Below are 24,999 nucleotides of genomic sequence, written 5' to 3' on the forward strand. Positions count from 1 at the left end.
AACCTATTTTATAGATATGAAAGCTAATTGGACAGAATAGAAAGAGAGCAGCTTTTCGCTGCTCTCTGTTCTTAACCTATCTTTTTTAAAGTGCTCTGAAAAACTGGTTACTTATGATACGGTTCTCCGTGACTTATCTAAGTAAGGATTTTTTTAAAATTGATTTTTGTTTAATAGGATACTTTTATTGTAATCGGAAGTGCTTCTGCTCAAGACTTTCGAAGCCGTCACAGAACTGCAGTACATGGCTACAACTAGAATTTCTTTTTCCAATCGTTTCGTTCTCTTGGCGTTGTCTTAGATACACACAAAACGTTCTAAGAAAGTTTTGTGGCTACAAGTTGGATTCTTACAAAATAATTTTCGATTGTTCAACTGAATCATGACCTTGCTTCCCTGCATGGGGCAAATCTTGAAAGCTTTTTGGATAGGTAGACTAGACTCTGGACGAACACACCCCACAATAGGGGAAGGAAACTTCATGACGGTTTGACGATAGATGAATCGTTACAGAATGATTCGTTAATTCATGAGAATCGTATTCCAAATGCTGATTGAGAAGCTGAATCAATTAATTCATGTTATCCACTTCTTCCTCTTTTTCTTGATTATAGATCCCTGATCATCCCTAGAAAGAATTATCAACTAATATTGAAAAGACCCAGTTTAACTTGAGGCTTACAATTTTTCACTCCTGCCAAAGGCCTGGTTCGTTTCTTTGTTTTCATCTTAATCACCCTCAACCTTCGCTGTGCAAAGATCATCATTTATCTTTATCATAATTGTTATTAATAATCTAAGAGCATGCAGATAGTTCACATAATGCTCATTTTCATTCTCATAGCCAGAAGATGTACCATGTAAATACTTGTTCCTCAAGTCATATCCATTGATAAAATTTCTTTTATTCAGATAGTAATCTATATAATCGGATTCTTGCCTTGTTAATAATGTATTTTCAGAAACTAAAGCTCTTTCATTTAATAACTTATCAACTTCTTGCTTTAGAGCATTAGATAGCTTACTAGTTACAACTACACCGTTTATATGGATATAATAATATATAAGTGTTCGATTCCTATTGACCAACACTACTTCATTATCGTCGTTTACAGTTACATAATCATTTTCAACAAGCCAATCTAAAGACGATTTTTGATAATCCTCTATGTCAGTTAAATACAGCGTATCAGTTTCCAACCTTTCAATGAGCGTATTATATTGAATTTCACCATAATTCGGGAAATAAGTAATATTACTTTGGTCAGAAAACATAATACTTCTCAATATTCTAGCCTCATCATTATTTGGCGCTATATACACGTATCTGTCATTTGTCATGCTTGGGCATTCAGAAAATGGCAAAGGCTTGCTTTCCATTTGTACAAGCTCTTCATCAATGTAACCATCCTCTAAATAAAACCTATACTTCTTGATTATGCTTTCAATAGTTGGGAATATAGATTTACACTTTTCAAAATTCGGATTATCTAAAGGCGGTAGCTTAATGTTGAAGTCCTCAATATAGAATTCCTCTTTTAGATAAACATTAAAGAACCATTCTATTATTGCTTCTAAATCTTTGTTTTTACTCTTTAAAAATGAACAATAAACATGCATTTGTGCTAAGGCTAAAGATTCTCTTATTGAGAAAGCTGTACAGGTCTTGTATTCTTTTTCATGAGTAAAACCAAATCTTTCAAAAACACTTGCATATATTTCATTATATGGGAATTTAGAGACCATATGATTATTTACGAACTCGAATATGTATATAAAGTTGTTCAATAATGTTGGGTTATCCAGATTTGATTCTAACCATTCTTTATCAACTTCTGTTCCTACTTTACTTAATGTGAAATGTTGCTTTACAGTACCCTCTACATTTTCTTTGAACTCGACTACTATATCCGTTCCATGCCCACTACCATCTTTAAAGAGTTCTCTCTCAAGTCTTTCGCTTACTCTTTTTGCTTTCAGTTTAACTCTAGTATCCAAAGCAAACTCTTTCGTATTCTGTACATTACTAAGAAGCCTGGTGTAATTTAAATTAGGCTTGTCTAAATCTATATAGGTGCTAATAATCTGCTCTTTATCTTCTATAGTTAATGATTGTGGCAAATAAGATTCCTCTCGTTCGCTCCTATGCTTTAACAAATATTTATCCAAAAGTAAATTTGTACTTCCTTCTGGATAAATAAGCATGTATTCTCTTAATTCCACGTCATATTTCATCACAAGTTTATATTGCTTAAATATTTGCCATGCAAATACATCAAGTTTATCAAGAAACATCTTAAATCTGCTTTCTGTAATATCACTCAACTTTCTTTTTTCTATTACTTCCCAAAATGATTCCTTATATCTGAAATCTACCTCTTCATATTCGGCTAATATGTCTGAATGCTGATTGATATATTTACCTACTAACGATTTAGCTATACCATTTTTTCCCTTAAGCCATTCCTCTTTATCTTCACCAAGATATAATAGAAACGTATCGTCCTTCACATACTTGATTATATTATATAATTCTAAAGCTTCATTGATATTCTCTATTGCATGACCTATCGCCAACTCCTCATAAACTTCTTTAGCCTTATCTAGCATATATCCTTTTGCCATATCTGGCCCTTTGTAGTACTCCACACCTCTATATCTTTCTTTTACCATGCTTCCCTCTTCTTTCTTTAATATTAATATTCTTCTACAAACTCCTATGTTGCCTTCTCTTTTGTTTTCCAAGGCCGAACCTGGAGGGTTCTTTTTACGTCATTACTCTGTTCCTATTAGCAAAAAAATTCTTTGTCAAAAAACCTCATTTACTTATGATATGGTTCATTCCTATTTATCCGAAATGCTCTATAAATCTGTTCTACTAAAACGAGCTTCATAAGCTGGTGCGGATACGTAATTTTACCGAATGAAATTTTCTCATTAGCCCGCTTCATTACTGCTTCACTTAAACCTAACGAGCCTCCGATAACAAATGCTATTTTACTCTTTCCGTACGTCGCAAGCTTATCTAGGTTTTCTGCAAGATCTTCTGATGAAACTGCTTTTCCCTCAATTGCCATTGCAATTACATGAACATCTTGTCCAATTTTTGATAAGATCCGTTCACCTTCTGCATTTTTCACCATAATCATTTCCTGGTCACTTAACGTTTCAGGTGCTTTTTCATCGGGAACTTCTATAATATCTATCTTCGCGTATGGTCCAAGCCTTTTTAAGTATTCGTCTATCCCTTGTTTTAAGTATTTTTCTTTTAGCTTCCCTACGGAAACAATTGATATATTCACTTGTTGAAAACTCCTTTTCGCAATAAGTTATCCCCAGAACTTATCCACATATGCACAATTAAGCCCATATATTGTAGGCGTTCATATGTTCGATACTTTATATACACCTGGTTCATTACAGTATTCACATGTTGTTGATAACTCATCTTTTCCTGTTAGTAACTCCACCACTGGTGCTGTTTCAAACTCGTCCACAATGATGTCAATCGCAAGCTCAGCATGCTCTTTGCAGCAAATAATCTTCATTTCACTATTCTCCTTACTTATCCACAATTCTCTTTCTTACACTACTGAATTCTTCGTCTTCTGTAAACGACATACATGTAAAAAGTTGTCCACATATAGCGTTTTGTATTCAAAATAAAAACAGGGGGTAGTTCCCCCTGTTTTTATGTTTGCTTACCTAATTCAACTTTAGCTGATTGTTTTTTACCGTCGCGATAGAAAACGACTTCGACTTCTTCGCCGATTTTAGTCTTTGTATAAAGGAATTTACGAAGTGCGATAGGATCATTGATCTTTTCGCCGCCCATTTCAACAATAACATCCATTTCTTTAATGCCAGCTCGCGCAGCTGGAGATGTTGGCGTGATCTCCATGACGACGATGCCGCCTTTTACACTGTCTGGAATCTTTAATGTCTGTTCACGATGGTAAGTATTTACCTGTGATAGAGGAATGATATTTACCCCTAAGAATGGTCTTCGTACTTCTCCATACTTTTCAAGATCTTCAATAATAGGTCTTGCTACATCAGACGGAATCGCAAAACCTATTCCTTCTACTTCCTGCTGAGCAATTTTTGAGGAATTAATCCCAATTACCTGTCCAGCTATGTTGATAAGCGCTCCACCACTGTTTCCAGGGTTAATCGCTGCATCAGTCTGAATAACTTCTGCCTGCCAGTCAGGGTTGCCGTCTTGATCTAGGTCAACTGGAATAGAACGGTCAGCACTTGAGACAATTCCTTGAGTGACTGAACCAGGAAAGTTACCTAGAGGGTTTCCGATTGCAATTGCCGGTTCCCCGCGTTTTAAATCTCCAGATGAACCAAACTCAGCTACATCCTCGATCTTGCTTCCATCGATTTCTACAACCGCTAAGTCCATTAAAGGATCTGTACCCCGAAGTGTCCCTTTAAGCTTTGTTCCATTGCTTAAAGTGATTTCGATCTGGCTTGCATCAGCTACCACATGGTCGTTCGTTACAACGTATGCTTTATTGCCTTCTTTTTTATAAATAACTCCTGATCCAGTACCGGCTGGCTGCTGGCTCCAAAAATCGGTTTGCTGAATGTTCACCACTTCTACCACTGCATCAGATGCTTTGTCTACCGCATCGGTTACGTTTGTAGTAAGATCAACATCCACGTTTCTCTCAATCGCGTTTTCATCAGCACCAAGACCGTTTTCCTCTTCATTTGAAGGATACAGGTTATCCGGAAGCAAACCGGCGCCCCCCAATGCTGGCACTGTAAATAATACAAGCAAACCGCCCAGAATCGCTCCTAGCAAAGCTGGTAGAAACTTTCCTCCACGGTTTCCTTTTTGTCGCGATGAGGATTCATGATCTCCATCATAATAACCCATGTAAGTCATCACCGTTCCTTTCAACAATGAAGTGTTCGAATTCATAACCCATTATAAGTAATAAGTCCTTAAATTATGGACATTTTGGGTTATTTTTCATAATTTCCCACACTTATTGTTATTTCCTGAAACGGTTTACTTTAAACAAGTAAGTTATTTAAACGACTGCCAGCTTTGTTGGCTGACTGGCATCTGTATCATGTAAAATAACTTGATCTCCAGTCGAGATATCATGGGTTTTCAATGTTTGCTCAACTGCAAGTCGTGCGATGTCTTTCATGTTATTATCTTTGCTTAGATGAGCTAAATATATATGTTTAGTGCCGTCACCAATTACATCAGCAAGAGCATGTCCGCAATCTTCGTTAGAGATATGTCCATGGTCTCCTAGAATACGGCGCTTAATGTTCCATGGGTATCTCCCCATCATCAGCATGTTAATATCGTGATTGGATTCGATAACAAGAGAGTGACTGTCGCGGATGATGCCTTTCATACGGTCGCTCACATAGCCTGTATCGGTCATTAGAGCGAGTTTCCTTCCGTTATGATGAAATACATAGAACATCGGCTCAGCGGCGTCATGAGACACGCCAAATGACTCTACCTCAAGGTCATTAAACGTTTTGACCGTTTCCATCTCAAACTCAAACTTCTGTTCCGTATTCACTTCCCCAATTAATCCGTTCATCGCGTTCCACGTATTTTTATTTGCATAGATTGGAAGCTTAAATTTTCGGGCCAGGACACCCAGCCCTTTTATATGGTCGCTGTGTTCATGAGTGACTAAAATGCCGTCGATATCTCCCACTTCTCCACAAGCGGCTTTTTCAAAAAGAATTTGTATCTGCTTAGCGCTGAGTCCTGCATCAACAAGCAGCCTTGTTTTCTCTGTTTCTACGTAAATTGCATTTCCCGAGCTCCCGCTGGCGAGAACACTGAATTTTAAACTCATAACCGCATGTTCCTTTCTACTCCTCTTTTTCAGATAAAACTTGAATGGAACTGTCAGTTGCATTGACTAAATATTGTCCGTTCTCTGTTTCAATCAGCCAGGTTGGTGCATACACCTGAAGATCCCCAACACCTACAAGACTGTAGTATCCTAGTTTGATATTTTCAATTTTATGGCCTTTTTTCAAGTGGCTAGTATCTAATAAACGTCCTAATGCTTTTTTGGGAGTAATGATTTCTTGGAAGGCACCTTGACGCATTATTCCTAAATACGTTTGTGTAAAATCCGTTAAATTCCCCTTATCGTCGAGCTTGAATTTAATCATGCCATTTGGTGCTTCATAATCTAGTTCTGAACCTTTTGGGGTTTCAAAATTAGCAGCATTATAAAAAATCGGCTTTTCTAAGTAAACTTGGTTAAACCAGATGATCTTTTCTTCCTTGTCCCATTCATAATATCTATATTCTTTGCCGCGAGTAACATTTTCTTCTAAGAATTTCCCTAACTCATCAATTAGATCTTTTGTATCCTTTTCAGGAAGATCAATAGGTTCTTCCAGCTTATAGTGAAGGGTAATGTCAGTGCTGGCATCCTCATCAAGTGAAATGTTTTTTGAACTTAGTTCTTGCTCTTCTTCCGTAAATTTATAGCGCTGTGCACTAATTAAGGTCTGCTCAGCTTTGTATTTTGGAAGTTTATCCTGATATGAAATTTTATTGATCGCTAACCTTTCTTCTAAAGGCTGCTCCGAAAGGTAGGCAATATTGTTTATATCGTTCTTTTGGTAGAGCTGGTAACCAAGAAACAAGTTCAAGACAAGAAAGGTAAGGATAAAGATGCTTTTTGTTTTCTTCCAATCCAATTAAAACCCTTCCTCTCTGTCTTCTTTAAATAATGGCTCCCAGCCTTTTATGTCATAATTAATAAACCACTGCGGTTCAAGCATATAGATATGAGGTTCACGCTTTTTCATGCTATATCCGATGCGAATGTCCTTAATATAGTTGGTGTTATAATCAGATTCTTTCAGTTTATTTATAACTGAGTCTCCAGATTGTATCGTAACTTCTTCTGTTAATGAAGAAGGAATGGACGTCTCGCTTAAATCCAGCTGAACTAAAGATCGTTCATATTCCTGCAATTCGTTTTCGTACCAAGTTAAACTCATTTGTATGTCTGGATCGAGTACAGGGAGGTTTTCAACAAACAGCCAAAAGTCAGTTGTATAGGTACCTATATTCGATAAAATATATGGATTTCCCCAGCCCGCATGAGTATTAATATAGTCTATCGATTGAAAGAGCGGTGAGATTTGGGTTGTATTCGGATTTGCGGATCCAGCAAAATTTGTATACGTAAAACGATTTTGCAGGATTTTAACGACCATTGCTGCTGTTCCATCCGCATACGTTATTTCATTATCGCTTGTTGCACTCTTTACAGCTTGTGGATCTTTAAAGAGGGCTTTCTTATACAATTCATACGTGTCTTCGTTTGTCGCTCTAGAAATATAGTTATATTTGTTAAGTTCCAGCTTGTTTTTCGGGAAGTAGAACCTTTGCTGAATTTCATTCTGGCCATCGTCATTCCGCTGTTCAATATCATAAGAAAGATAAGGAACCAGACTGCTATTGGCAACCATTTCATCCATGTCATTTATTAATGGAAGCAGCGCATTATTAGAAGCTTTAATCTTTTGCATCTTCTTTGACTGATAGGATACTAAATATCCTTCTATACTGCCTGAAGAATCACTTTTGTAAAGAAAGATCCTGTCTACGTATTGCGGTTTGCTTGCCGTAATTTCCGAATCAAAAAAGAATACTTCTTTATAGATTTCTTGTGTCATTTCTACAGGATAGATAACTTCAATGTATTGGTGATCAGTTTCTTTTATCAATTTGTCTTCAGGGTCAAACGGCAGAGTTCTTGTACCGGGATCAATAATAAACTTAGTTTCTTTTAATGTGTTGTGAAATTTTTCTATTACATTATTAGCCTCTGCCCCATATAACTTGCTCCCGTTATGATAGATAACTTGCGTTGGATTGACTACGTCTTGAATCTCCGCCGGATCATCTACTTCTTGTTTTTTTACGGTCCGCGCGTCTTCTAAAAATGGGTAGCTTGGTTTAAACGTCCATAGACTCCAAGTTAGTACAAGGCTTAATAAAATAAGCGCAGTTAGTGTAACCGATTTGATAAGTTCATAGTTCTCACGGAAAAGAGTAATTATTTTTCTGGTATTTGTAATCCATTTTAACCAATTCATCGCTGCCCCTCCCTAACTTTTCTTAAAGGAAGAGTAAAATGTATCGTCGTTCCTTGTCCCCATTCACTTTCTGCCCAAATATCCCCGCCATGTGCAAGAACAATTTCTTTTGCGATCGCAAGACCAAGTCCTGTACCGCCAAGGTCTCTGGAACGAGCACGGTCGACACGGAAAAATCGATCGAAAATTTTAGACACATTGTTTTTTGGAATCCCTACACCTTGATCAGAAATACTTACTTTTACTTTTCTTCCTGTGATTGAAACAGCAACGGTTATCGTACCGCCTTCAGGAGAGTATTTCATGGCATTAGAAATAATATTATCTAGCACCTGAGTCATTTTATCTGTATCTAACTGAACAGGTATCACCCCGTCAGGGAGAGAACGGGAGAGTTCAATGTTCTCCTTCTCAAGCATCTCAAACCGTTCAATAATACCATCGAGGAAATCTACTAAATCAATTTCACGGAAATTAAAACGATAGTCTTTGCTGTCCATTTTTGATAACTGAAGCAAGTCTGTAACAAGACGGATCATACGCTCTGTTTCGTTTTGGGTCACTTCTAAAAAGCGTGGCGCGATGTTGTCATCCTGCCATGCCCCATCCGCAAGAGCTTCCAGATAGCTTCTCATCGTAGTAAGCGGTGTTCTTAATTCATGAGATACGTTAAAAACGAACTCTCTTCGTTCATTATCAATCTGTTCTTGTTCCGTAACATCATGCAATACACAAATCAGACCATTAATCGGCCCATCGTCTTTTTGAATCGTTGAAAAGTTTGCTCGGACGACATAATGAAGATCATCTGTACTGAAATCCAGCAGCATGGATTCATATTCGTTATAGAGCTCTTCCCACGTGTAATTTGTATTTAATCGCAATAACTCCATTAGCGATGTCCCAAGGGCATTCTGTCTCGATATGTTCAGCATTTCTTCCGCACGGTCATTCATTAGAATGATTGCTCCATCCCGGTCGGTTGCGATTACTCCATCTGTCATATAGGTTAAGACCGAACGAAGTTTTCTTCTTTCACTCTCTGTTATAGCTGTCGCTTCCTGAAGCTTTTTCGTCAGGTTATTAAACGTCATCGCAAGCTGACCGATCTCATCATCTCCGTAGAGCTGTACTTTACGGGAAAAGTCGCCTCTTGCCATAACGAGAGCCTGTTTTCTCATGTCTGCCATCGGACGCGTAATCGTGCGCGCCAAAAAGACACCGAGAAGTCCTGTAATAATAAGGGCTATTACAGTACCGGTAACTAAAATGTTATTGATTCTTTGTATTTGTTTAAAAATGCTTTCAATTGATGCCTCCAAATAGATCGCACCGATGGTTGGTCCGTTATTATCTATTTTTATCGGCTTAGCAAGAACCATAACCCGCTCGCCTTCAGGAGTCAGCATGACCTCGTCATCCACTGTCCCTTCAAGTGCCAGTTTGATTTTAGGATTGAAGCTGACCTGTCCTAGTAATCTAGGATTGCTGCTTGCCAGTACAGTACCTTCTTTATTAAGAACCTGAACTTCTTTCTCTTCAAATTCCTCGTCAATTAACGCTTGAATATCAGCTTCAAGCGTTTTTTCAGATGTTTCTCCATCCTCAGTTTTTTTCTCTTTGTAGCTCTTTTCGTCCTTCATTTTCTGCTCAATATTAAACTCCAGCAAATTCACTCTGTCATAAAGTGATTTTGTGAAGTTCTGCCGCAGGTCAGTCTCTAAATTGTTAATAAAATAGACGCTGATCACCTGCATGGCTATTAATATGAGCAAAACATAAATCAATACAAATTTCACATGTATTGATTTAAAAAAATTGACTTTATCCATGATGATTACTCCTGGTCAGGATTTCTTAGGTAATACCCCACTCCGCGTCTAGTAATGATCCATAAAGGGTGACTCGGATTATCTTCCACTTTTTCACGCAAACGTCGAACCGTAACGTCGACAGTACGGACATCACCGAAATAATCGTAACCCCATACTGTCTGCAGCAAGTGTTCACGTGTCATTACTTGTCCGATATGTTTAGCTAAATAATGAAGCAGTTCAAACTCCCGGTGTGTCAGTTCTATCGTTTCTCCGCGCTTTGTAACAATATAAGCGTCAGGATGAATCGTAAGAGAACCAATGGTAATTTCGTTGTTCTCATCTACCTCGCGCTCAGATTCCTGCTGGTGGCGGCGCAGATTGGCTTTAACACGCGCGATCAGCTCGCGTGTACTGAATGGCTTTGTCACGTAATCGTCTGCACCAAGCTCCAGACCAAGTACTTTATCTATTTCCGAATCTTTTGCAGTCAGCATAATGATCGGCATATCGTATTTTTTGCGTATCTCACGGCATACTTCCATACCATCCTTTAATGGAAGCATGATATCGAGCAGAATCATGTCTGGCTTCTCTTTTTCAACCTTTTCCAGCGCATTGATGCCATCGTATGCACACATAACCGTGAAGCCTTCTTTTTCAAGATTAAACTGCAGAATATCTGCAATCGGTTTTTCATCATCCACAACGAGAATTTTCTTATCCATGGGAACGCTCCTTTTTCGGAAACTCTATTTTAATGTATAGCTGAATGAATTTTGAATTTTAGTATTGTAAAAATTGCTGTATCTCTACTATTTTATCATAAGTGAAACTTTCTCCATAATACCGGGAAAACCTTTTAATTCAAATAAGAAAAACCTCCCAGGAAAAAATCTTTCCCAGGAGGCAATGCGCTTCATTTTACAAATAGTCTTCAGGATTTTGCAACACTCCATTTTTGTAAACCTCAAAGTGCAGATGAACACCTGTTGACTGGCCTGTTGATCCCATAACACCGATTTTAGAACCTTTTTGCACAACATCCCCGGTTGATACAGAAAGTGAGCTTAAATGTGCATAGATCGTTCTCATCCCATTATTATGGTTGATGATAATTTTGTTGCCGTAATCCCCATCCCATCCTGCAAACGCAACGGTTCCATTATCTGCTGCAAGGATAGAACGATTCGATGGACGGGCAATATCCATTCCTTTATGCTGGCGTCCCCAGCGTGAGCCCATATGACTGGAGATGTAACCCCCAACAGCTGGCCACGTTAGGCTGCCTGTCCCTTTAGAAGGGATTACTTTCGTTCCGATCTTCTGAATCTCTGTTACAGGCGCTTTCACTTGTTCTTGGTTCAAAATATCTTTTTGGATCGTTTTTCCGTTCGTTTTTCTAACGGTATACGTAATATCCTCTAATCCTTTTTGACCTTTTTGAACGGTTTTGATTTCGCCTTTTTCAAGCGTATTATCATTTTGTTTTTCAATTTTAAAAGGTATCTCATTTTGAGTCCTGCTTGCTTCATAAACGAGAACTTCTGTAAAAGGTTTCTTCTCTGTAACCGTTACATTCTCTCCAATACGGATAACAGGAGCTAATACAAAACGCGGATTTAACGTAAAAAATTGATCCATTGTCAGATGATACTTTTCCGTAATGGATTCTACCGTTTCACCTTCTTGTATGGTGTGTTCCTTCTTTTGAAGCGTACCTTCCTTGATGCGAGTAATCGCTTCATCAACTGAAACCAATTCACTTAAAGAAGTTTGAGCTTTTCTAATTAAAATAGGCGATGAAAAGTCTATGTCTACTACTTTACTTTCACCTGGCTGTAATTCAGGAATTTCAACGTCCTTATTTTCAGCCTTGTTTTTTTCAATCGCATCAAGTTCCTCTTTTGAAACATGCTCCAACTTCATTTTTAACAGGATATCTTCCGCTTCTTTCTCACTGGATACATAAGCTACAGTTTGTCCATCTATTACGAGACGGTAAGCTTCTAATGAAACTGACAGCGTTTTCGATAACGCTTCTCTTACAGCTTCATTATCAAACTGTGGTCTAAACATCTTTTCTGGCTTAAGTTCAATAGATTCATTTAATGTAAAAGCAAAATCCCCTTTTTTGCCTTTTGCATTTTGAATATATTGTTCTACAGCGCGATCGACGACGCTTTTTTCACGAACTGTCCCGATTTTCTTCCCATCTACATAGACATGAAAGACTGTCTTGATTAATTGGTTATCATCATGGTGTGCATATGTTACCGATGAATTCATCGTAAAAGTTGTTAGTAATAAGATAACCGCCACAAGAAATGGCACTGGCTTTTTTATAAATCTTTCAGTGGTTTTTCGATTTTGCACCCTTCTAGTTCCCCCTAAAGATCCTCTGCTATATCTCAGCTAAGTCTATTGTCCTATGACAAAATTCTCTTTAATCCCTTTTGTATCCTATCATATTAAAATTCCATTTGTCAGATTTTCTCGGATTTTGTAATGCAACTGTAAAAAACCGGATGTTTAAGTAACAAAAAGATCGGGTATTTAATTTTCTCCAAAAAAAAGAGCAATAGTGATTTTCTCCTATTGCTCTTAACTATTTTATTCCCTTAACATGAGCCGTTCTTTAATATCATCCTTTTGTACATATACAACTAGCAAACTGATTGGAATGAGGATAATAGTTTCAAGCCATTGCTTTTCTAACAGCCAATAAAAAAATGGGGCAAGTGCAAATGCAAAAAGACCAGCTACTGTAAGACTTCTTTTAATGGAATAGAACAGCAGGAACGCAGCTCCCACCAGTACGGCAGACAGCCAATTAAAAACCAGCAATCCCCCTATAAACGAAGCTACTCCTTTTCCTCCTTTAAACCTAAGGAATATTGGATAAAGGTGTCCTATAATTACTGCTAAAAATCCAAGCAACTGAATATAGGGTGGAAAAGCTAATTCCATTCCTGCCCAAACTACCGCAGCTGCTTTAAGAATGTCACCGGCTAATGTTAGTACGAATCCAGCTGGTCCAAGAACACGCCCAGCATTTCTTGCACCTATGTTACCGCTGCCCATCACTCTTAGATCGTGGCCCCTTAACACTTTCGCTACAAGGAATCCTGTCATCAAACCACCGACAAGATAACTTGCGATTAAATACAACACCCATTGAAATTCCATTTGTATAATCATCTGCCTTCCTCATCCCAGTTTGATAACAATATATTCGAAGCAGCACGTGTATAACCCTGTTGGTAAAAGAAAAAGTCCTGCTTTCATTTGTATGCTTTTAAAACAAGCTTTAGTATATAAAAAAAGCATGCCTCTAAAGGCATGCCGCATGATTTAGGATATAAAGTAAAAGTAAAATGGTGGCTCGAGACGGAATCGAACCGCCGACACGAGGATTTTCAGTCCTCTGCTCTACCGACTGAGCTATCGAGCCAAGTTGTTAAACTGTCCGTTGGTTGGTACCCTGTCTCTTCCTCTAAAAGCGAAGTGTTAAGGTGTATCCGTCGAGACAACTCGTAGTTTTATCACGATGTGTTGCTCGTGACTGAGCTATCGAGCCAAAATTAGAAATTTTGGTTTCTATTTAATTGTGTCTCTTCCTCTACACGCTGTTATCTAATGTGTATCCGTCGAGACAACTCGCAGCTTAATCGTGCTGTAACGCTCGTAGCTACCGAGCCAAAAATTTACTGAGAAAAAATGGCGGACCCGACCGGGGTCGAACCGGCGATCTCCTGCGTGACAGGCAGGCATGTTAACCACTACACCACGAGTCCATTTGAAGCTGAAAATTATTAATATAAAAAATGGTGACCCGTACGGGATTCGAACCCGTGTTACCGCCGTGAAAGGGCGGTGTCTTAACCGCTTGACCAACGGGCCACTTTTTGAAAAAAAGTGGTGAGCCATGAAGGACTCGAACCTTCGACCCTCTGATTAAAAGTCAGATGCTCTACCGACTGAGCTAATGGCTCTTGCTAAAAAAAGAACGATGTCGTTTTTTCACGACAAGTGTTACTTTATCACGATATTGAGGGTTTGACAATATGTTTTTGTTTTATTTTTTTAAAAACTTTCAAGGTTGCTGTTTTTATATAAAAACAGCTGGAGGGGATTTACCATTAAATGTGTATTTGACAAATAATGTCGAAAATTTTGTTTATTGAAAATAACGTGGAATTAATTTTCTATGTACTTCCCATATAATCATTCGCTCGATTTGTCTTCTTCACACAAACACTAACAAGAGAAAAAGTCTATAAAACAGAAAAAGAAGCTCCTTGCAAACAAGGAGCCTCGATTTTATTATTTTTAAGCAAACACGCCTCTAACCATGTTTGTTTGTGCACGGTCAGGTCCAACTGAGAAGATGGATAGCGGAATACCTGTTACTTGTGAGATGCGTTCTACATAATGACGTGCATTTTCAGGAAGTTCTCCAAGATCTTTTACGCCTGTAATGTCTTCCGTCCAGCCTGGCAATTCTTCAAATACAGGCTCACATTCTGCAAGTACTTTAAGGCTAGCCGGGAACTCATATGTTAATTCCCCTTTGTACTTGTAAGCAACACAGATTTTCAATGTTTCAATACCTGTTAAAACGTCGATTGAGTTTAGAGAAAGATCTGTAATCCCAGAAACACGGCGAGCATGACGTACTACAACAGCGTCAAACCAGCCAACACGGCGCGGACGTCCAGTTGTCGTACCGTACTCACGTCCAACTTCACGGATTTGATTTCCGATTTCATCATGAAGTTCGGTTGGGAACGGGCCATCACCGACACGTGTTGTGTAAGCTTTTGAAACACCTACAACGTGGTTGATCTTAGATGGACCAACACCAGAACCGATTGTAACTCCGCCTGCGATCGGATTTGAAGATGTTACGAAAGGATATGTTCCTTGGTCGATATCAAGCATAACGCCTTGAGCTCCTTCAAAAAGAACACGGCGGCCATCATCTAGAGCATCATTTAACACGACAGATGTATCCACAACATACTTTTCGATTTGCTGGCCGTACTCAAAATACTCGTCCAGGATTTCTTCTTTAGTAAAGCCTTCTGATTCATAAATACGCTCAAACAAGCGGTTCTTTTCAGCTAAGTTGCGCTCAAGCTTTTCTTCAAATACTTCACGGTCTAACAAATCCGCGATTCGAATGCCGATGCGCGCTGCTTTATCCATATATGCTGGGCCGATACCCTTTTTCGTTGTACCGATCTTGTTAGCACCCTTGCTTTCTTCTTCTAAAATATCCTGGCGAAGATGATAAGGAAGAATTACATGAGCACGGTTTGAGATACGAAGGTTATCTGTACTTACCCCATGGCTGTGAAGATATGCAAGCTCTTCAAGAACAGCTTTAGGATCAACAACCATACCGTTTCCGATAACACAAATTTTATCCTTATAAAAGATTCCAGATGGGATTAAGTGAAGCTTATATTTTTTTCCTTCAAATACAATTGTATGACCAGCGTTGTTTCCGCCTTGATATCTTGCTACTACTTCTGCTTTTTCTGAGAGATAATCGGTAATCTTACCTTTTCCTTCATCTCCCCATTGTGTTCCCACTACTACTACTGATGACATGGTTGCACCTCCATCAAATTAACGACCGGCGATATTATCACCTAATCTTGAAAACCATGCTTAGTTTAGCAATAACTTTCGCGAAAGTCAACGAAAAACACGAACATTAAATCAAAAATTAATATATTTGTTCGTAAAATTTTTACATTCCCATAGTCAAAAGATTAAAAACTCTAACGTATTCTGTAGTATTCACCTTGTGCAGGAGGTATGATTCTTTGTTTATTGAAAAATTAATGGTTGCTTATATGGATAACGCAGCTAACCATATATATTATTTAGATAAAAATGAACAAGTAATTCTTCTTGATGCGATTGAACCAGGAGGATTGCCTAATTTAGAGTTTTTAGATGCTGATGAACCAGAACGGTTTATTGAGATTCCAAAAGTGATGAACGTTGAGTCTTTTAGCTGGATGGTCGAATTTGAAAGTCAAAATCAGCATAATGAATTATTGCATGCACTTAATGAAAATAATCCGTTTGAACGATTTAATGAAACGATCGAACAGCTTAGCTTAACGGAAAAATGGCATGCCTTTCAAAAAGAAAAAGTGAAAAGCCGCATCGAAAATTGGTTATCTGAAAAACAGATTACAGAAATGGAAAAGCAGCTGGACTAAAATCCAGCTGCTTTCTTTATGCGCCTGGCGGAATGGCACTTTCATCGTGCCGCCGGTCCAGGTTAACGAATTTATTATATTCTTTTACGAATGCTAGCTCTACGGTTCCAGTTGGACCATTACGCTGCTTCGCAATAATGATTTCGATGATGTTCTTGCTCTCTGATTCTTTATCATAATAATCATCACGATAAAGGAAGGCTACGATATCGGCATCCTGCTCGATGGAACCTGATTCACGAATATCAGACATCATCGGACGCTTATCCTGACGGGATTCAACACCACGTGATAGCTGAGACAAGGCAATAACAGGCACTTCCAGCTCACGCGCAAGTGCTTTTAGTGAACGGGAGATTTCAGAAACTTCCTGCTGACGGTTCTCACCGGATTTCCCGCTTCCCATAATAAGCTGCAAGTAATCGATAAGAATCATCCCTAAGCCTTTTTCCTGCTTCAAGCGGCGGCATTTTGCACGAATGTCATTGATTCTGATCCCCGGTGTATCGTCGATATAGATACCAGCAGCTGAAAGACTTCCCATCGCCATCGTAAGCTTCTGCCAGTCCTCCGGAATCAATGCACCTGTACGCAGACGCTGTGCATCGATATTTCCTTCCGCACAAAGCATACGCATGACAAGCTGCTCAGCACCCATCTCAAGACTGAATATCGCAACGTTTTCTTCCGTTTTGGTAGCAACGTTTTGAGCAATGTTCAAGGCGAAAGCGGTTTTACCAACTGAAGGACGTGCGGCTACGATAATCAGATCGTTTCTCTGGAAACCAGCAGTCATCCTGTCCAAATCATTAAAGCCTGTCGGAACCCCAGTGATATCCCCTTTACGGTTATGAAGAGCTTCAATGTTGTCATAAGCATGTACTAAAACATCCTTAATCTGAGTAAATGCGCTCGTATTTTTTCGGTTCGCAACCTCTAGAATGGATTTCTCCGCTTCATTCAAAATAGCTTCTACTTCTTCTTCACGGGCATAACTGTTTGCTGTTATATCAGTAGCAGTTCGAATCAAACGGCGCAGCAGAGACTTCTCTTCTACAATTTTGCTGTAGTATTCAATGTTTGCCGCAGTTGGAGCACTGTCGGCAAGTTCTGTTAAAAAGGATAAGCCCCCTACTTCATCCAGCTGATTATTATCGGAAAGCTCAGAAGTTACTGTGATAAGGTCAACTGGTTCTCCTTTTGCGTTTAAGTCCAGCATGACACGATATATTCTTTGATGTGTGGCTCGATAGAAATCTTCTGGAAGCAAAATTTCTGAAGCGGTAATCAAAGCTTCGGGCTCTAGAAAGATAGCACCCAGCACCGCTTGTTCCGCTTCTATATTCTGCGGCGGTATGCGATCGGCAAATAAATCACTCATTCTTTTTTCCTCCTCTCCTCTGTTTTATGGCTCATCTATAAAAGATTGTTACTTTTAGGTTGTTTTTTCATTCTCTTCATTTGGCAAGTTGATTGAAGCGCAAGGTGCGAGACTCCTGAGGGATCAGTGGGACAGGTGAGACTCCTAGCGGCGCAAAGCGCAGAGGAGGCTCACCGCACACCCCTCGGAAAGCGAGTACCTGGAGCGGAAATCAACCACTTTCAAAAACAACGAAGCTTGCGAAAACAGCTTTTCTATAACACCGAAAAAACCGGGGAAGCCCGGCTTTTTTATTCTTCCGTTACGTGCACTTTAACTGTTCCTGTTACTTGCGAATGAATTTTAATAGGTACATTCGTGTAGCCTAGTGATTTAATCGGGTCAGCAAGCTCGATTTTACGCTTATCGATTTTAATGCCTTGTTCCTTTAATCCATCAGCAATCTGTTTGCTTGTGACAGAACCAAATACTCGGCCGCCTTCACCTGTTTTTGTTTTAATGGTGATGGTCATTTCAGCTAGCTTAGCTTTAAGTGCTTCAGCCTCTTCGAGTTGCGCCTGCTGCTTTTTCTCTTCACTCTTCTGCTGTCCTTGAAGTGCTGCCATCGCACCGGACGTTGCTTCTGAAGCTAAGTTTTTAGGAAAAAGAAAGTTGCGTGCGTACCCCTCAGAAACGTTCTTTACTTCCCCTTTTTTACCTTTGCCTTTTACATCTTGAAGAAAAATTACTTTCATTCCTCTTCTCCCCCTTCAATATACTCGTCAATGATCTGTTTTAAATGTCTTTCAGCTTCATCAATCGTGCTGTTTTCGATCTGGCATGCGGCATTTGTCAGATGCCCTCCGCCTTCTAATCGTTCCATGATCATCTGCACGTTGATATCCCCAAGTGAGCGTGCACTGATGCTTACTTTCCCATCAATGCGGTTTGAAATAACAAAGGACGCCTGAATACCGTTCATCGATAATAAAATATCGGCTGCTTGAGCGATAACTACCTGATTATAAGCATCCTCAGGTGTGCTTTTTGCGATAACAATACCTTTTTTATAAACTTCAGCGCTCTCAATGAGCTTAGAGCGTCTTGTGTACGTATTTAAATCTTCTTTTAAAAACTTTTGTACGAGAATCGTATCGGCTCCGTGCGCCCTTAAATAAGAAGCAGCATCAAACGTACGAGAACCGGTTCTAAGCGTAAAACTCTTCGTATCTACAATAATCCCTGCAAGAAGGGCTGTCGCCTCAAGCATACGCATTTTCAGCCTCTTAGGCTGATATTCTAAAAGCTCTGTGACAAGCTCAGCCGTTGAGGAAGCATAAGGCTCCATATAAACGAGCACAGGGTCTTTAATGAACTCTTCACCGCGGCGGTGATGGTCGATAACAACAACATGATCAAGCTTGGTTAAGAGTTTTTCTTCAATAACCATCGATGGTTTGTGTGTATCGACTACAACAAGTAGCGTATCTCGTGAAGCAATATCTAGTGCCTCTTCAGGCGTGATAAAGAACTTCCAGACGGATTCCGTTTCTTTGATCTCATCCATCAGGCGCTGAACACCAATGTCGATATCTGACTGATCCAGAACAACATAACCGTCTTTCCCGTTGACTTGAGCCACTTTTAAAATACCGATAGCAGATCCGATAGAATCCATATCCGGGTTCTTATGCCCCATGATCATCACTTTATCGCTGTCAGCTACTAGTTCGCTCAGCGCATGTGAAATAACCCTAGCACGTACACGAGTCCGTTTTTCCACAGGATTCGTTTTGCCTCCGTAGAAGCGCACTTTTCCGTTCGTCTGCTTGATTGCAACCTGGTCGCCTCCGCGTCCAAGAGCAAGATCAAGACTCGATTGGGAAAGCTGACCCAGTTCAGGAAGCGAAGATGTTCCTGCTGCGACACCGATACTTAACGTAAGAGAAACATTCTGCTTTGCCGTTGATTCTCTTACCTCATCTAGAACACTGAACTTATTCTTTTCTAATTCATATAAAATACGCTGGTTAAAAACAGCTAAAAAACGCTCTGAAGACGTTCGTTTAAGGAAGATGCCATGTTCGTTCGCCCATGCATTCAAAACAGATGTTACTTTTGAGTTGATCGTCGAACGGAATTGATCGTCCAGCCCTTGTGTGACTTCATCATAGTTATCTAGATAGATAATCGCCATAACCGTTTGCTCTTCATCATATAAACGCTCAAGATCAAGTTGCTCGGTTACGTCAAAAAAGTACAGGAGCCGGTCTTCCTTCTTGAAATTCACTTGGAATTTATGTGTATTAATCTTAATAACTTCTTCCTTAGCATCACTTTTTAAATAAGGAATAAGTTCTTCTGAAACATGGTTTAGAGAATGCCCGATAAAGGATTCCTCTTCAATCAGTGCCCCCATGTATGGGTTCGCCCACTCAATCTTGAAATCCTCATCATACAAAATAATCCCGATCGGCATTTCCATCAGCGCTTCTTCGCCCACTTTCTTTAAGCGATGCGAAAGCGTAGAAATATAGTCACCTAGTTCCTCCTGAAAACTTGCTTCAGCTCTCATGGCATAATAAAATAAGCCGCCTAATAGCACGAAGCCTGCCATTCCGATCATCCATTGAAAATAAGTGATGATGCTAACCAGCACAACAGAAGTAACAAATAAGGCGATGACGGGATAACCATGCCACCGTTTTAACAAAAACTTTGGCATATTTTCAGCTCCTACTGTTTTGGTTTCAACCGTTTTTTTATCATAAAACCTAAATCAATTATACCTAAGAATTTCACGACTTCCAGAGGAATTGGCAGGAAAGAATTCAGCAAAAATAATAGTATAATCAACAATATGATTCTTTTTCTCTTCCAATTCTTTATCCAGGCATAATAAAAAATGACTGTAAAACCTTGTAATATTAGTACAAACGATAATATCATATACAAATTTATCGTTACAATATATAAAGCAGTACCTTTGTCAGGCGTACTGAATGTTAAAACAATCGCTACAATATAATACCACAAAAATGATTTCGGCAGGTTCCATTCCCGAAATGGAGGAAACGAAGGGATATCATATCGAAGCCTTTTCATCAGCATTCTTGCGGCGAGATGTGTTAAAAAGGCAAGAATGACTGCTCCCCCTATAATATAAGTAGGCAGCATCATCGGAATCAATTCCGCTTGCTCTTTAAACTTTTCAATTTGTGAAGAATCTTGTCCGCTCGATCTATAGAACTCTTCTGCAGTCCCTATGGCAGTTTGAAACTGAGTTTCTAGCTCTTTAACAAAATTAATGCCCATCACTACTTGTGCAATTACAATTGTACCAAGCATGTTTAAAAGGTTCGCTAAACTGGCACCAAGCAGAACGGCAAAAGCAGATTTTTTTCTTCTGTAAAGTTCCCCCATCACAATTCCGGTCAATCCAGAAAAGAGGGTTACAATAATACCGTTGATCCCGCCAAACGCAAGGGATACACCAAACGTTACTGCCCAAAGAAGCAACCCGGCTTTCAGGTTATGCCGGTATAGATAGATAATAAACGGCAAGGGCAGAATAAATAAAGAGAAAAGACTAAAAAACGGTATGTACATACTCATTAAAAAAAGAAGAGTGTAAATGCCAGAAACGACAGCACCTTCTACCAATACTTTAGTATTGCGCATGATTCACCTCATAAAATTCTTCATATGCTTTAATTGTAGTAACATAACCGCAGTAATTCAACTTTAACGATAATTCTAGCATAGACCTTCTTTGTTAGATGTAAACAAAAAGTGACATTGTACTAGTATATAGAAGCAAAAAACAGCTCAGATCCTTTTTTATCTGCCATTAAATTTCGTTTACTAGTTCTTTTATCTATGCTTTTTATAAAAAACGAACGAAAAAGAGTAGATCCGCTGCCAAATCGAGCCCAATCAGGCAGATTCGAGTCCTCTACGCTTCTCTTATGAAGAAACTAAGACCATAATCCCTGAAGTTTTGGCTATATTCCCGCGAGTTTCATCATTAATCCCTGAAATTCATGCATGATTCCCGCGAGTTTTGACTATATATCCGCGAGTCTGCAATTTTCGACAATTTCCGCCTTCACTTCTGTCTTCTTAAGAGACTTGGGATAGCGATTCACAGGCCGAACAGCTTTTAAAAATTCGCACAAAAAAACGCAGCAAGGATAATCCTTACTGCGCTTTTATATGATCTTATTCAGATACATATGGTAACAAAGCCATGTAACGCGAGCGTTTGATCGCACGAGTCAATTGACGTTGATATTTAGCAGATGTACCAGTTACACGACGAGGAAGAATCTTACCGCGTTCAGAAATGAAACGCTTCAAAAGATCAGTGTCCTTGTAGTCGATGTAAGTGATCTTGTTTACAGTGAAGAAACAAACCTTACGACGCTTTTGGCGTCCACCACGACGTCCAGCCATTGATGGTCCCCTCCTTTAATTTTTATTTTTTATATATTCCGATTCATAGTTTACGTTAGTTGTTTAGAATGGCAGATCGTCATCAGAAATGTCGATCGGCGTGCCATCATTTGCAAACGGGTCATCGTTGAAGTTATTACGTTTTGGGTTCTGCTGCTGTTGCTGCTGTCCTCCAAATCCGTTGTCACTTCCATAGCTGCGGTTCTGATTTTGCTGCCCAAATCCGCGGTCATTTGATGGTCCACCAAAGTTGTTGCCGCCTTGATATTGCTGACCGCCAGCATTAGCATTTTTCGGTTCAAGGAACTGAACGCTTTCTGCCATAACTTCAGTAACATACACTCTTTGACCCTGCTGGTTCTCGTAAGAACGAGTCTGCAAACGTCCATCCACTCCGGCAAGAGAACCTTTTTTAAGGAAATTCGCCACGTTTTCAGCGGGCTTTCGCCAAACGACACAGTTAATAAAATCTGCTTCACGCTCACCCTGCTGATTCGAAAAAGGTCGATTTACAGCAAGTGTGAAATTAGCTACTGCCACACCGTTTGGAGTGTACTTTAATTCTGGGTCTTTCGTTAAACGTCCCACCAGTACTACACGATTTAGCATTCAGAACCACTCCTTAAAGGATTAATTTCTTTCGTCTACGATTGTCATGAAACGAAGAACATCTTCGTTGATTTTCATAAGACGGTCGAATTCATTAATCGCTTCGTTTGGAGCGTTAACATCCAATAGCGTGTAATATCCATCGCGGAAGTCATTGATTTCGTAAGCTAAACGCTTTTTACCCATTTCCTTTTCGTTCGCGATTTCCGCACCGTTATCAGTAAGGATGCTTTTCGCACGCTCTTTCGTTGCTTTAAGAGCTTCCTCTTCAATATTCGGACGGACGATGTACATGATTTCGTACTTTTTCATTCCGTTCACCTCCTTTTGGTCTAAGCGGCCCAAAACATTCATTCCGGGCAAGGAGAAAATCATCAAAAACAATATTTGTTGACAATTAACTCACAATAAAGAATTATATCAAAACATGTTGCATAAAACAAGCTTACTTTGAAATTAAGCATAAAAAAGAGAAAAAGCGTCTGCTTTTCCTCCGTTTTTCACTTTTTTGTGCTTTTGAATTGCTTTTATAAAAGAAGCTTCGTTGACAAGTTGGTTGGAGCGCAAGGTGCGAGACTCCAGCGGGATGAGTGGGACAGGTGAGACTCCTAACAGCGCAAAGCGCTAGGAGGCTCACCGCACACCCCGCGGAAAGCGAGCACCTGGAGCGGAAATCAACACTTTAAATGGCAACAAAGCTTACAGAAATTTTTTTTATTAAACATTAAAACGGAAATGAACAACATCTCCATCTTTCATTTCGTATTCTTTACCTTCTAGGCGGACTTTTCCTTTTTCTTTAGCAGCAGCCATGTTACCTGCAGCTATAAGGTCGTCATAAGCTACAACCTCTGCACGGATAAATCCTCTTTCAAAGTCGGTATGGATGATTCCTGCACATGCAGGAGCTTTCATTCCTTTACGGAACGTCCAGGCACGTACTTCCTGTACACCCGCTGTAAAGTAAGTTGCTAATCCTAATAGTGAATAAGAAGCTCGAATCAGCTTATCAAGACCCGCTTCTTCAATACCAAGCTCACCTAGGAATGCCATCTTTTCATCCCCATCAAGCTCAGCGATCTCTTCTTCAACTTTTGCACAGATTACAATAACTTCCGCATTTTCACGACCAGCATATTCTTTTACCGCTTCAACGTGCTCATTTGTTCCTTCAAGAAGCTCATCTTCACTAACGTTTGCGACATATAGGATCGGCTTCATTGTCAGCAAGTGCATCGCATGAACAATCTTTTTCTCTTCAGGTGTTAAGTCCACACTTCTTGCAGGAAGCTCTTGCATTAGTGATTCTTTAATTTTTGAAAGAACAGCAAATTCAGCTACCGCTTCTTTGTCCTTCGATTTTGCTAATTTCTCAACACGTGCAATGCGCTTATCGATAGACTCTAAATCAGCAAAGATTAACTCAAGGTTGATTACTTCAATATCATCGATCGGATTTACTTTTCCGTGAACGTGTGTGATGTTTTCATCATCAAAACAGCGAACAACCTGTAAAATTGCATCTGTTTGGCGGATATGGGATAAGAATTTGTTTCCAAGTCCTTCCCCTTTACTTGCCCCTTTTACGATACCTGCGATATCGGTAAATTCAAAAGTTGTCGGAACAACTTTTTTAGGCTGTACAAGTTCCGTTAGCTTTTGAAGTCTGTGATCCGGTACTTCTACGATCCCTACGTTAGGGTCGATCGTACAGAATGGATAGTTGGCAGATTCCGCACCTGCCTGAGTAATAGCGTTAAACAATGTTGATTTACCAACGTTCGGCAAACCAACGATTCCAGTTGTAAGAGCCACTGTTATTTCACTCCTCTGTTTTATATGAAGCTCGGGAAGCCGAGACTTTTCAGTTAAAAAAATATCCTTCCCAATTATAGGTTTTATCACTTTAAAAAACAAGAAGAACCGGGTTGCAATACCCGGTTCTATAAATCCTTCCTGAATCGCTGCAGCTGAGCATCGATTAAATGGAACGTGTTTCCACTCGCCATTTTTATACCTTTGCATCCCATGTCCAGGAAAAGTTGATGTGGGATTAAAAAATGCAACGGCTGATCTTAGCATTGTTTCACGTGAAACATCTGTTGCTGTCACCTTCACAAAGTGAATCAAGATCTTGAAAGTCATAGGTGAAATACTCTTTAAAACGATGATTCCTTCCAGCCGTTTTCAAAAATGGTTTTATTGATCCCCTGGGGATGCTAGCACTTTCTTTATTTTCTTTGCAAATTCGGATCTAGGCAGCATTACACTGTGCTGACAACCCATACACTTAATCCGGATATCTGCACCCATGCGAATAACCTTCCAGCGATTCGTTCCACATGGGTGCTGTTTCTTCATTTCCACTTCATCATGAAGGTGAAATTCTTTTTGCTGCATT

At 39.5% G+C, this 24,999-nt stretch carries 22 protein-coding genes and 4 tRNA genes; 1 reads left to right on the forward strand and 25 read right to left on the reverse strand.

Going from position 1 to position 24,999, the window contains the following annotated elements:
• Positions 1 to 729: 729 nt before the first annotated feature.
• The 16 genes from ACFQ4X_RS16300 to ACFQ4X_RS16375 all read right to left on the reverse strand — a co-directional run bounded on the left by ACFQ4X_RS16300 (position 730) and on the right by ACFQ4X_RS16375 (position 15,551).
• Positions 730 to 2,745 (reverse strand): hypothetical protein, encoded by a 2,016-nt coding sequence (locus tag ACFQ4X_RS16300; RefSeq protein WP_379836908.1) that lies wholly within the window; start codon positions 2,743 to 2,745, stop codon positions 730 to 732.
• Between the two features lie 77 nt (positions 2,746 to 2,822).
• Entirely contained in the window at positions 2,823 to 3,302 is a 480-nt protein-coding gene (gene rlmH / locus ACFQ4X_RS16305; RefSeq protein WP_379836910.1) for a 23S rRNA (pseudouridine(1915)-N(3))-methyltransferase RlmH, read from the reverse strand.
• Positions 3,303 to 3,383: 81 nt separating this feature from the next.
• Complete coding sequence (locus tag ACFQ4X_RS16310; RefSeq protein ID WP_130292740.1) at positions 3,384 to 3,548, reverse strand: CxxH/CxxC protein; 165 nt, start codon at positions 3,546 to 3,548, stop codon at positions 3,384 to 3,386.
• A gap of 143 nt (positions 3,549 to 3,691) precedes the next feature.
• Positions 3,692 to 4,891, reverse strand: coding sequence for a S1C family serine protease (locus ACFQ4X_RS16315; RefSeq protein ID WP_379836912.1), 1,200 nt, complete (start codon positions 4,889 to 4,891; stop codon positions 3,692 to 3,694).
• Between the two features lie 157 nt (positions 4,892 to 5,048).
• Positions 5,049 to 5,846 carry an MBL fold metallo-hydrolase gene (locus tag ACFQ4X_RS16320; RefSeq protein ID WP_379836914.1) on the reverse strand — a complete coding sequence of 266 codons (798 nt, stop codon included), beginning with the start codon at positions 5,844 to 5,846 and terminating at the stop codon, positions 5,049 to 5,051.
• A 16-nt stretch (positions 5,847 to 5,862) separates the two neighbouring features.
• Positions 5,863 to 6,708, reverse strand: a complete 846-nt coding sequence (locus ACFQ4X_RS16325; RefSeq protein WP_379836916.1) for a two-component system regulatory protein YycI — start codon at positions 6,706 to 6,708, stop codon at positions 5,863 to 5,865.
• On the reverse strand, positions 6,709 to 8,118 hold the full coding sequence (locus ACFQ4X_RS16330) for a YycH family regulatory protein (protein ID WP_379836918.1): 1,410 nt from the start codon (positions 8,116 to 8,118) through the stop codon (positions 6,709 to 6,711).
• Complete coding sequence (gene walK / locus ACFQ4X_RS16335) at positions 8,115 to 9,950, reverse strand: cell wall metabolism sensor histidine kinase WalK (RefSeq protein WP_379836920.1); 1,836 nt, start codon at positions 9,948 to 9,950, stop codon at positions 8,115 to 8,117. Before walK ends, ACFQ4X_RS16330 begins: the two co-directional genes overlap by 4 nt.
• Before the next feature lie 5 nt (positions 9,951 to 9,955).
• Positions 9,956 to 10,660 carry a response regulator YycF gene (gene yycF, locus ACFQ4X_RS16340; RefSeq protein WP_077360970.1) on the reverse strand — a complete coding sequence of 235 codons (705 nt, stop codon included), beginning with the start codon at positions 10,658 to 10,660 and terminating at the stop codon, positions 9,956 to 9,958.
• A 196-nt stretch (positions 10,661 to 10,856) separates the two neighbouring features.
• Entirely contained in the window at positions 10,857 to 12,308 is a 1,452-nt protein-coding gene (locus tag ACFQ4X_RS16345; protein WP_379836922.1) for a peptidoglycan DD-metalloendopeptidase family protein, read from the reverse strand.
• Positions 12,309 to 12,545: 237 nt separating this feature from the next.
• The gene (locus tag ACFQ4X_RS16350; RefSeq protein WP_379836924.1) at positions 12,546 to 13,133 is read right to left on the reverse strand and encodes a glycerol-3-phosphate acyltransferase; all 588 of its coding nucleotides are present in this window, start codon (positions 13,131 to 13,133) and stop codon (positions 12,546 to 12,548) included.
• 177 nt (positions 13,134 to 13,310) lie between these two features.
• A tRNA-Phe gene (locus tag ACFQ4X_RS16355) sits at positions 13,311 to 13,386 on the reverse strand.
• A 267-nt stretch (positions 13,387 to 13,653) separates the two neighbouring features.
• Positions 13,654 to 13,729: transfer RNA gene (locus ACFQ4X_RS16360), tRNA-Asp, on the reverse strand.
• Between the two features lie 31 nt (positions 13,730 to 13,760).
• Positions 13,761 to 13,835, reverse strand: a tRNA-Glu gene (locus ACFQ4X_RS16365).
• Between the two features lie 16 nt (positions 13,836 to 13,851).
• A tRNA-Lys gene (locus tag ACFQ4X_RS16370) sits at positions 13,852 to 13,927 on the reverse strand.
• A gap of 337 nt (positions 13,928 to 14,264) precedes the next feature.
• Positions 14,265 to 15,551, reverse strand: coding sequence for an adenylosuccinate synthase (locus ACFQ4X_RS16375; RefSeq protein ID WP_379836926.1), 1,287 nt, complete (start codon positions 15,549 to 15,551; stop codon positions 14,265 to 14,267).
• Between the two features lie 218 nt (positions 15,552 to 15,769).
• Between ACFQ4X_RS16375 and ACFQ4X_RS16380 the strand changes: the two genes are divergently transcribed.
• Positions 15,770 to 16,174 (forward strand): UPF0158 family protein, encoded by a 405-nt coding sequence (locus ACFQ4X_RS16380; protein ID WP_379836928.1) that lies wholly within the window; start codon positions 15,770 to 15,772, stop codon positions 16,172 to 16,174.
• 16 nt (positions 16,175 to 16,190) lie between these two features.
• On the opposite strand, the gene dnaB is transcribed toward ACFQ4X_RS16380, so the two are convergent.
• The 9 genes from dnaB to ACFQ4X_RS16425 form a co-directional block, all read right to left on the reverse strand.
• The gene (gene dnaB / locus ACFQ4X_RS16385; protein WP_066294385.1) at positions 16,191 to 17,555 is read right to left on the reverse strand and encodes a replicative DNA helicase; all 1,365 of its coding nucleotides are present in this window, start codon (positions 17,553 to 17,555) and stop codon (positions 16,191 to 16,193) included.
• A gap of 290 nt (positions 17,556 to 17,845) precedes the next feature.
• Positions 17,846 to 18,289: a 50S ribosomal protein L9 gene (gene rplI, locus ACFQ4X_RS16390; protein WP_379836930.1), complete on the reverse strand. Its 444-nt coding sequence runs from the start codon at positions 18,287 to 18,289 to the stop codon at positions 17,846 to 17,848.
• Positions 18,286 to 20,259 carry a DHH family phosphoesterase gene (locus ACFQ4X_RS16395; RefSeq protein ID WP_379836932.1) on the reverse strand — a complete coding sequence of 658 codons (1,974 nt, stop codon included), beginning with the start codon at positions 20,257 to 20,259 and terminating at the stop codon, positions 18,286 to 18,288. Before ACFQ4X_RS16395 ends, rplI begins: the two co-directional genes overlap by 4 nt.
• Before the next feature lie 11 nt (positions 20,260 to 20,270).
• Entirely contained in the window at positions 20,271 to 21,215 is a 945-nt protein-coding gene (locus tag ACFQ4X_RS16400) for a YybS family protein (protein ID WP_379836934.1), read from the reverse strand.
• Positions 21,216 to 21,755: 540 nt separating this feature from the next.
• The gene (gene rpsR / locus ACFQ4X_RS16405) at positions 21,756 to 21,989 is read right to left on the reverse strand and encodes a 30S ribosomal protein S18 (protein WP_066294401.1); all 234 of its coding nucleotides are present in this window, start codon (positions 21,987 to 21,989) and stop codon (positions 21,756 to 21,758) included.
• A 63-nt stretch (positions 21,990 to 22,052) separates the two neighbouring features.
• Complete coding sequence (gene ssb / locus ACFQ4X_RS16410; protein ID WP_379836936.1) at positions 22,053 to 22,598, reverse strand: single-stranded DNA-binding protein; 546 nt, start codon at positions 22,596 to 22,598, stop codon at positions 22,053 to 22,055.
• A 21-nt stretch (positions 22,599 to 22,619) separates the two neighbouring features.
• A complete protein-coding gene (gene rpsF, locus ACFQ4X_RS16415) occupies positions 22,620 to 22,910 on the reverse strand; it encodes a 30S ribosomal protein S6 (RefSeq protein WP_310260412.1) in 291 nt (96 codons plus the stop codon).
• Between the two features lie 405 nt (positions 22,911 to 23,315).
• Positions 23,316 to 24,413 (reverse strand): redox-regulated ATPase YchF, encoded by a 1,098-nt coding sequence (gene ychF / locus ACFQ4X_RS16420; protein WP_379837202.1) that lies wholly within the window; start codon positions 24,411 to 24,413, stop codon positions 23,316 to 23,318.
• Between the two features lie 384 nt (positions 24,414 to 24,797).
• Positions 24,798 to 24,998, reverse strand: a complete 201-nt coding sequence (locus ACFQ4X_RS16425; RefSeq protein ID WP_379836938.1) for a DUF951 domain-containing protein — start codon at positions 24,996 to 24,998, stop codon at positions 24,798 to 24,800.
• Between the last annotated feature and the right edge of the window lies 1 nt (position 24,999).

Origin of the sequence: Fictibacillus halophilus (assembly GCF_042680145.1) — a bacterium.
Classification (GTDB): domain Bacteria; phylum Bacillota; class Bacilli; order Bacillales; family Fictibacillaceae; genus Fictibacillus; species Fictibacillus halophilus_A.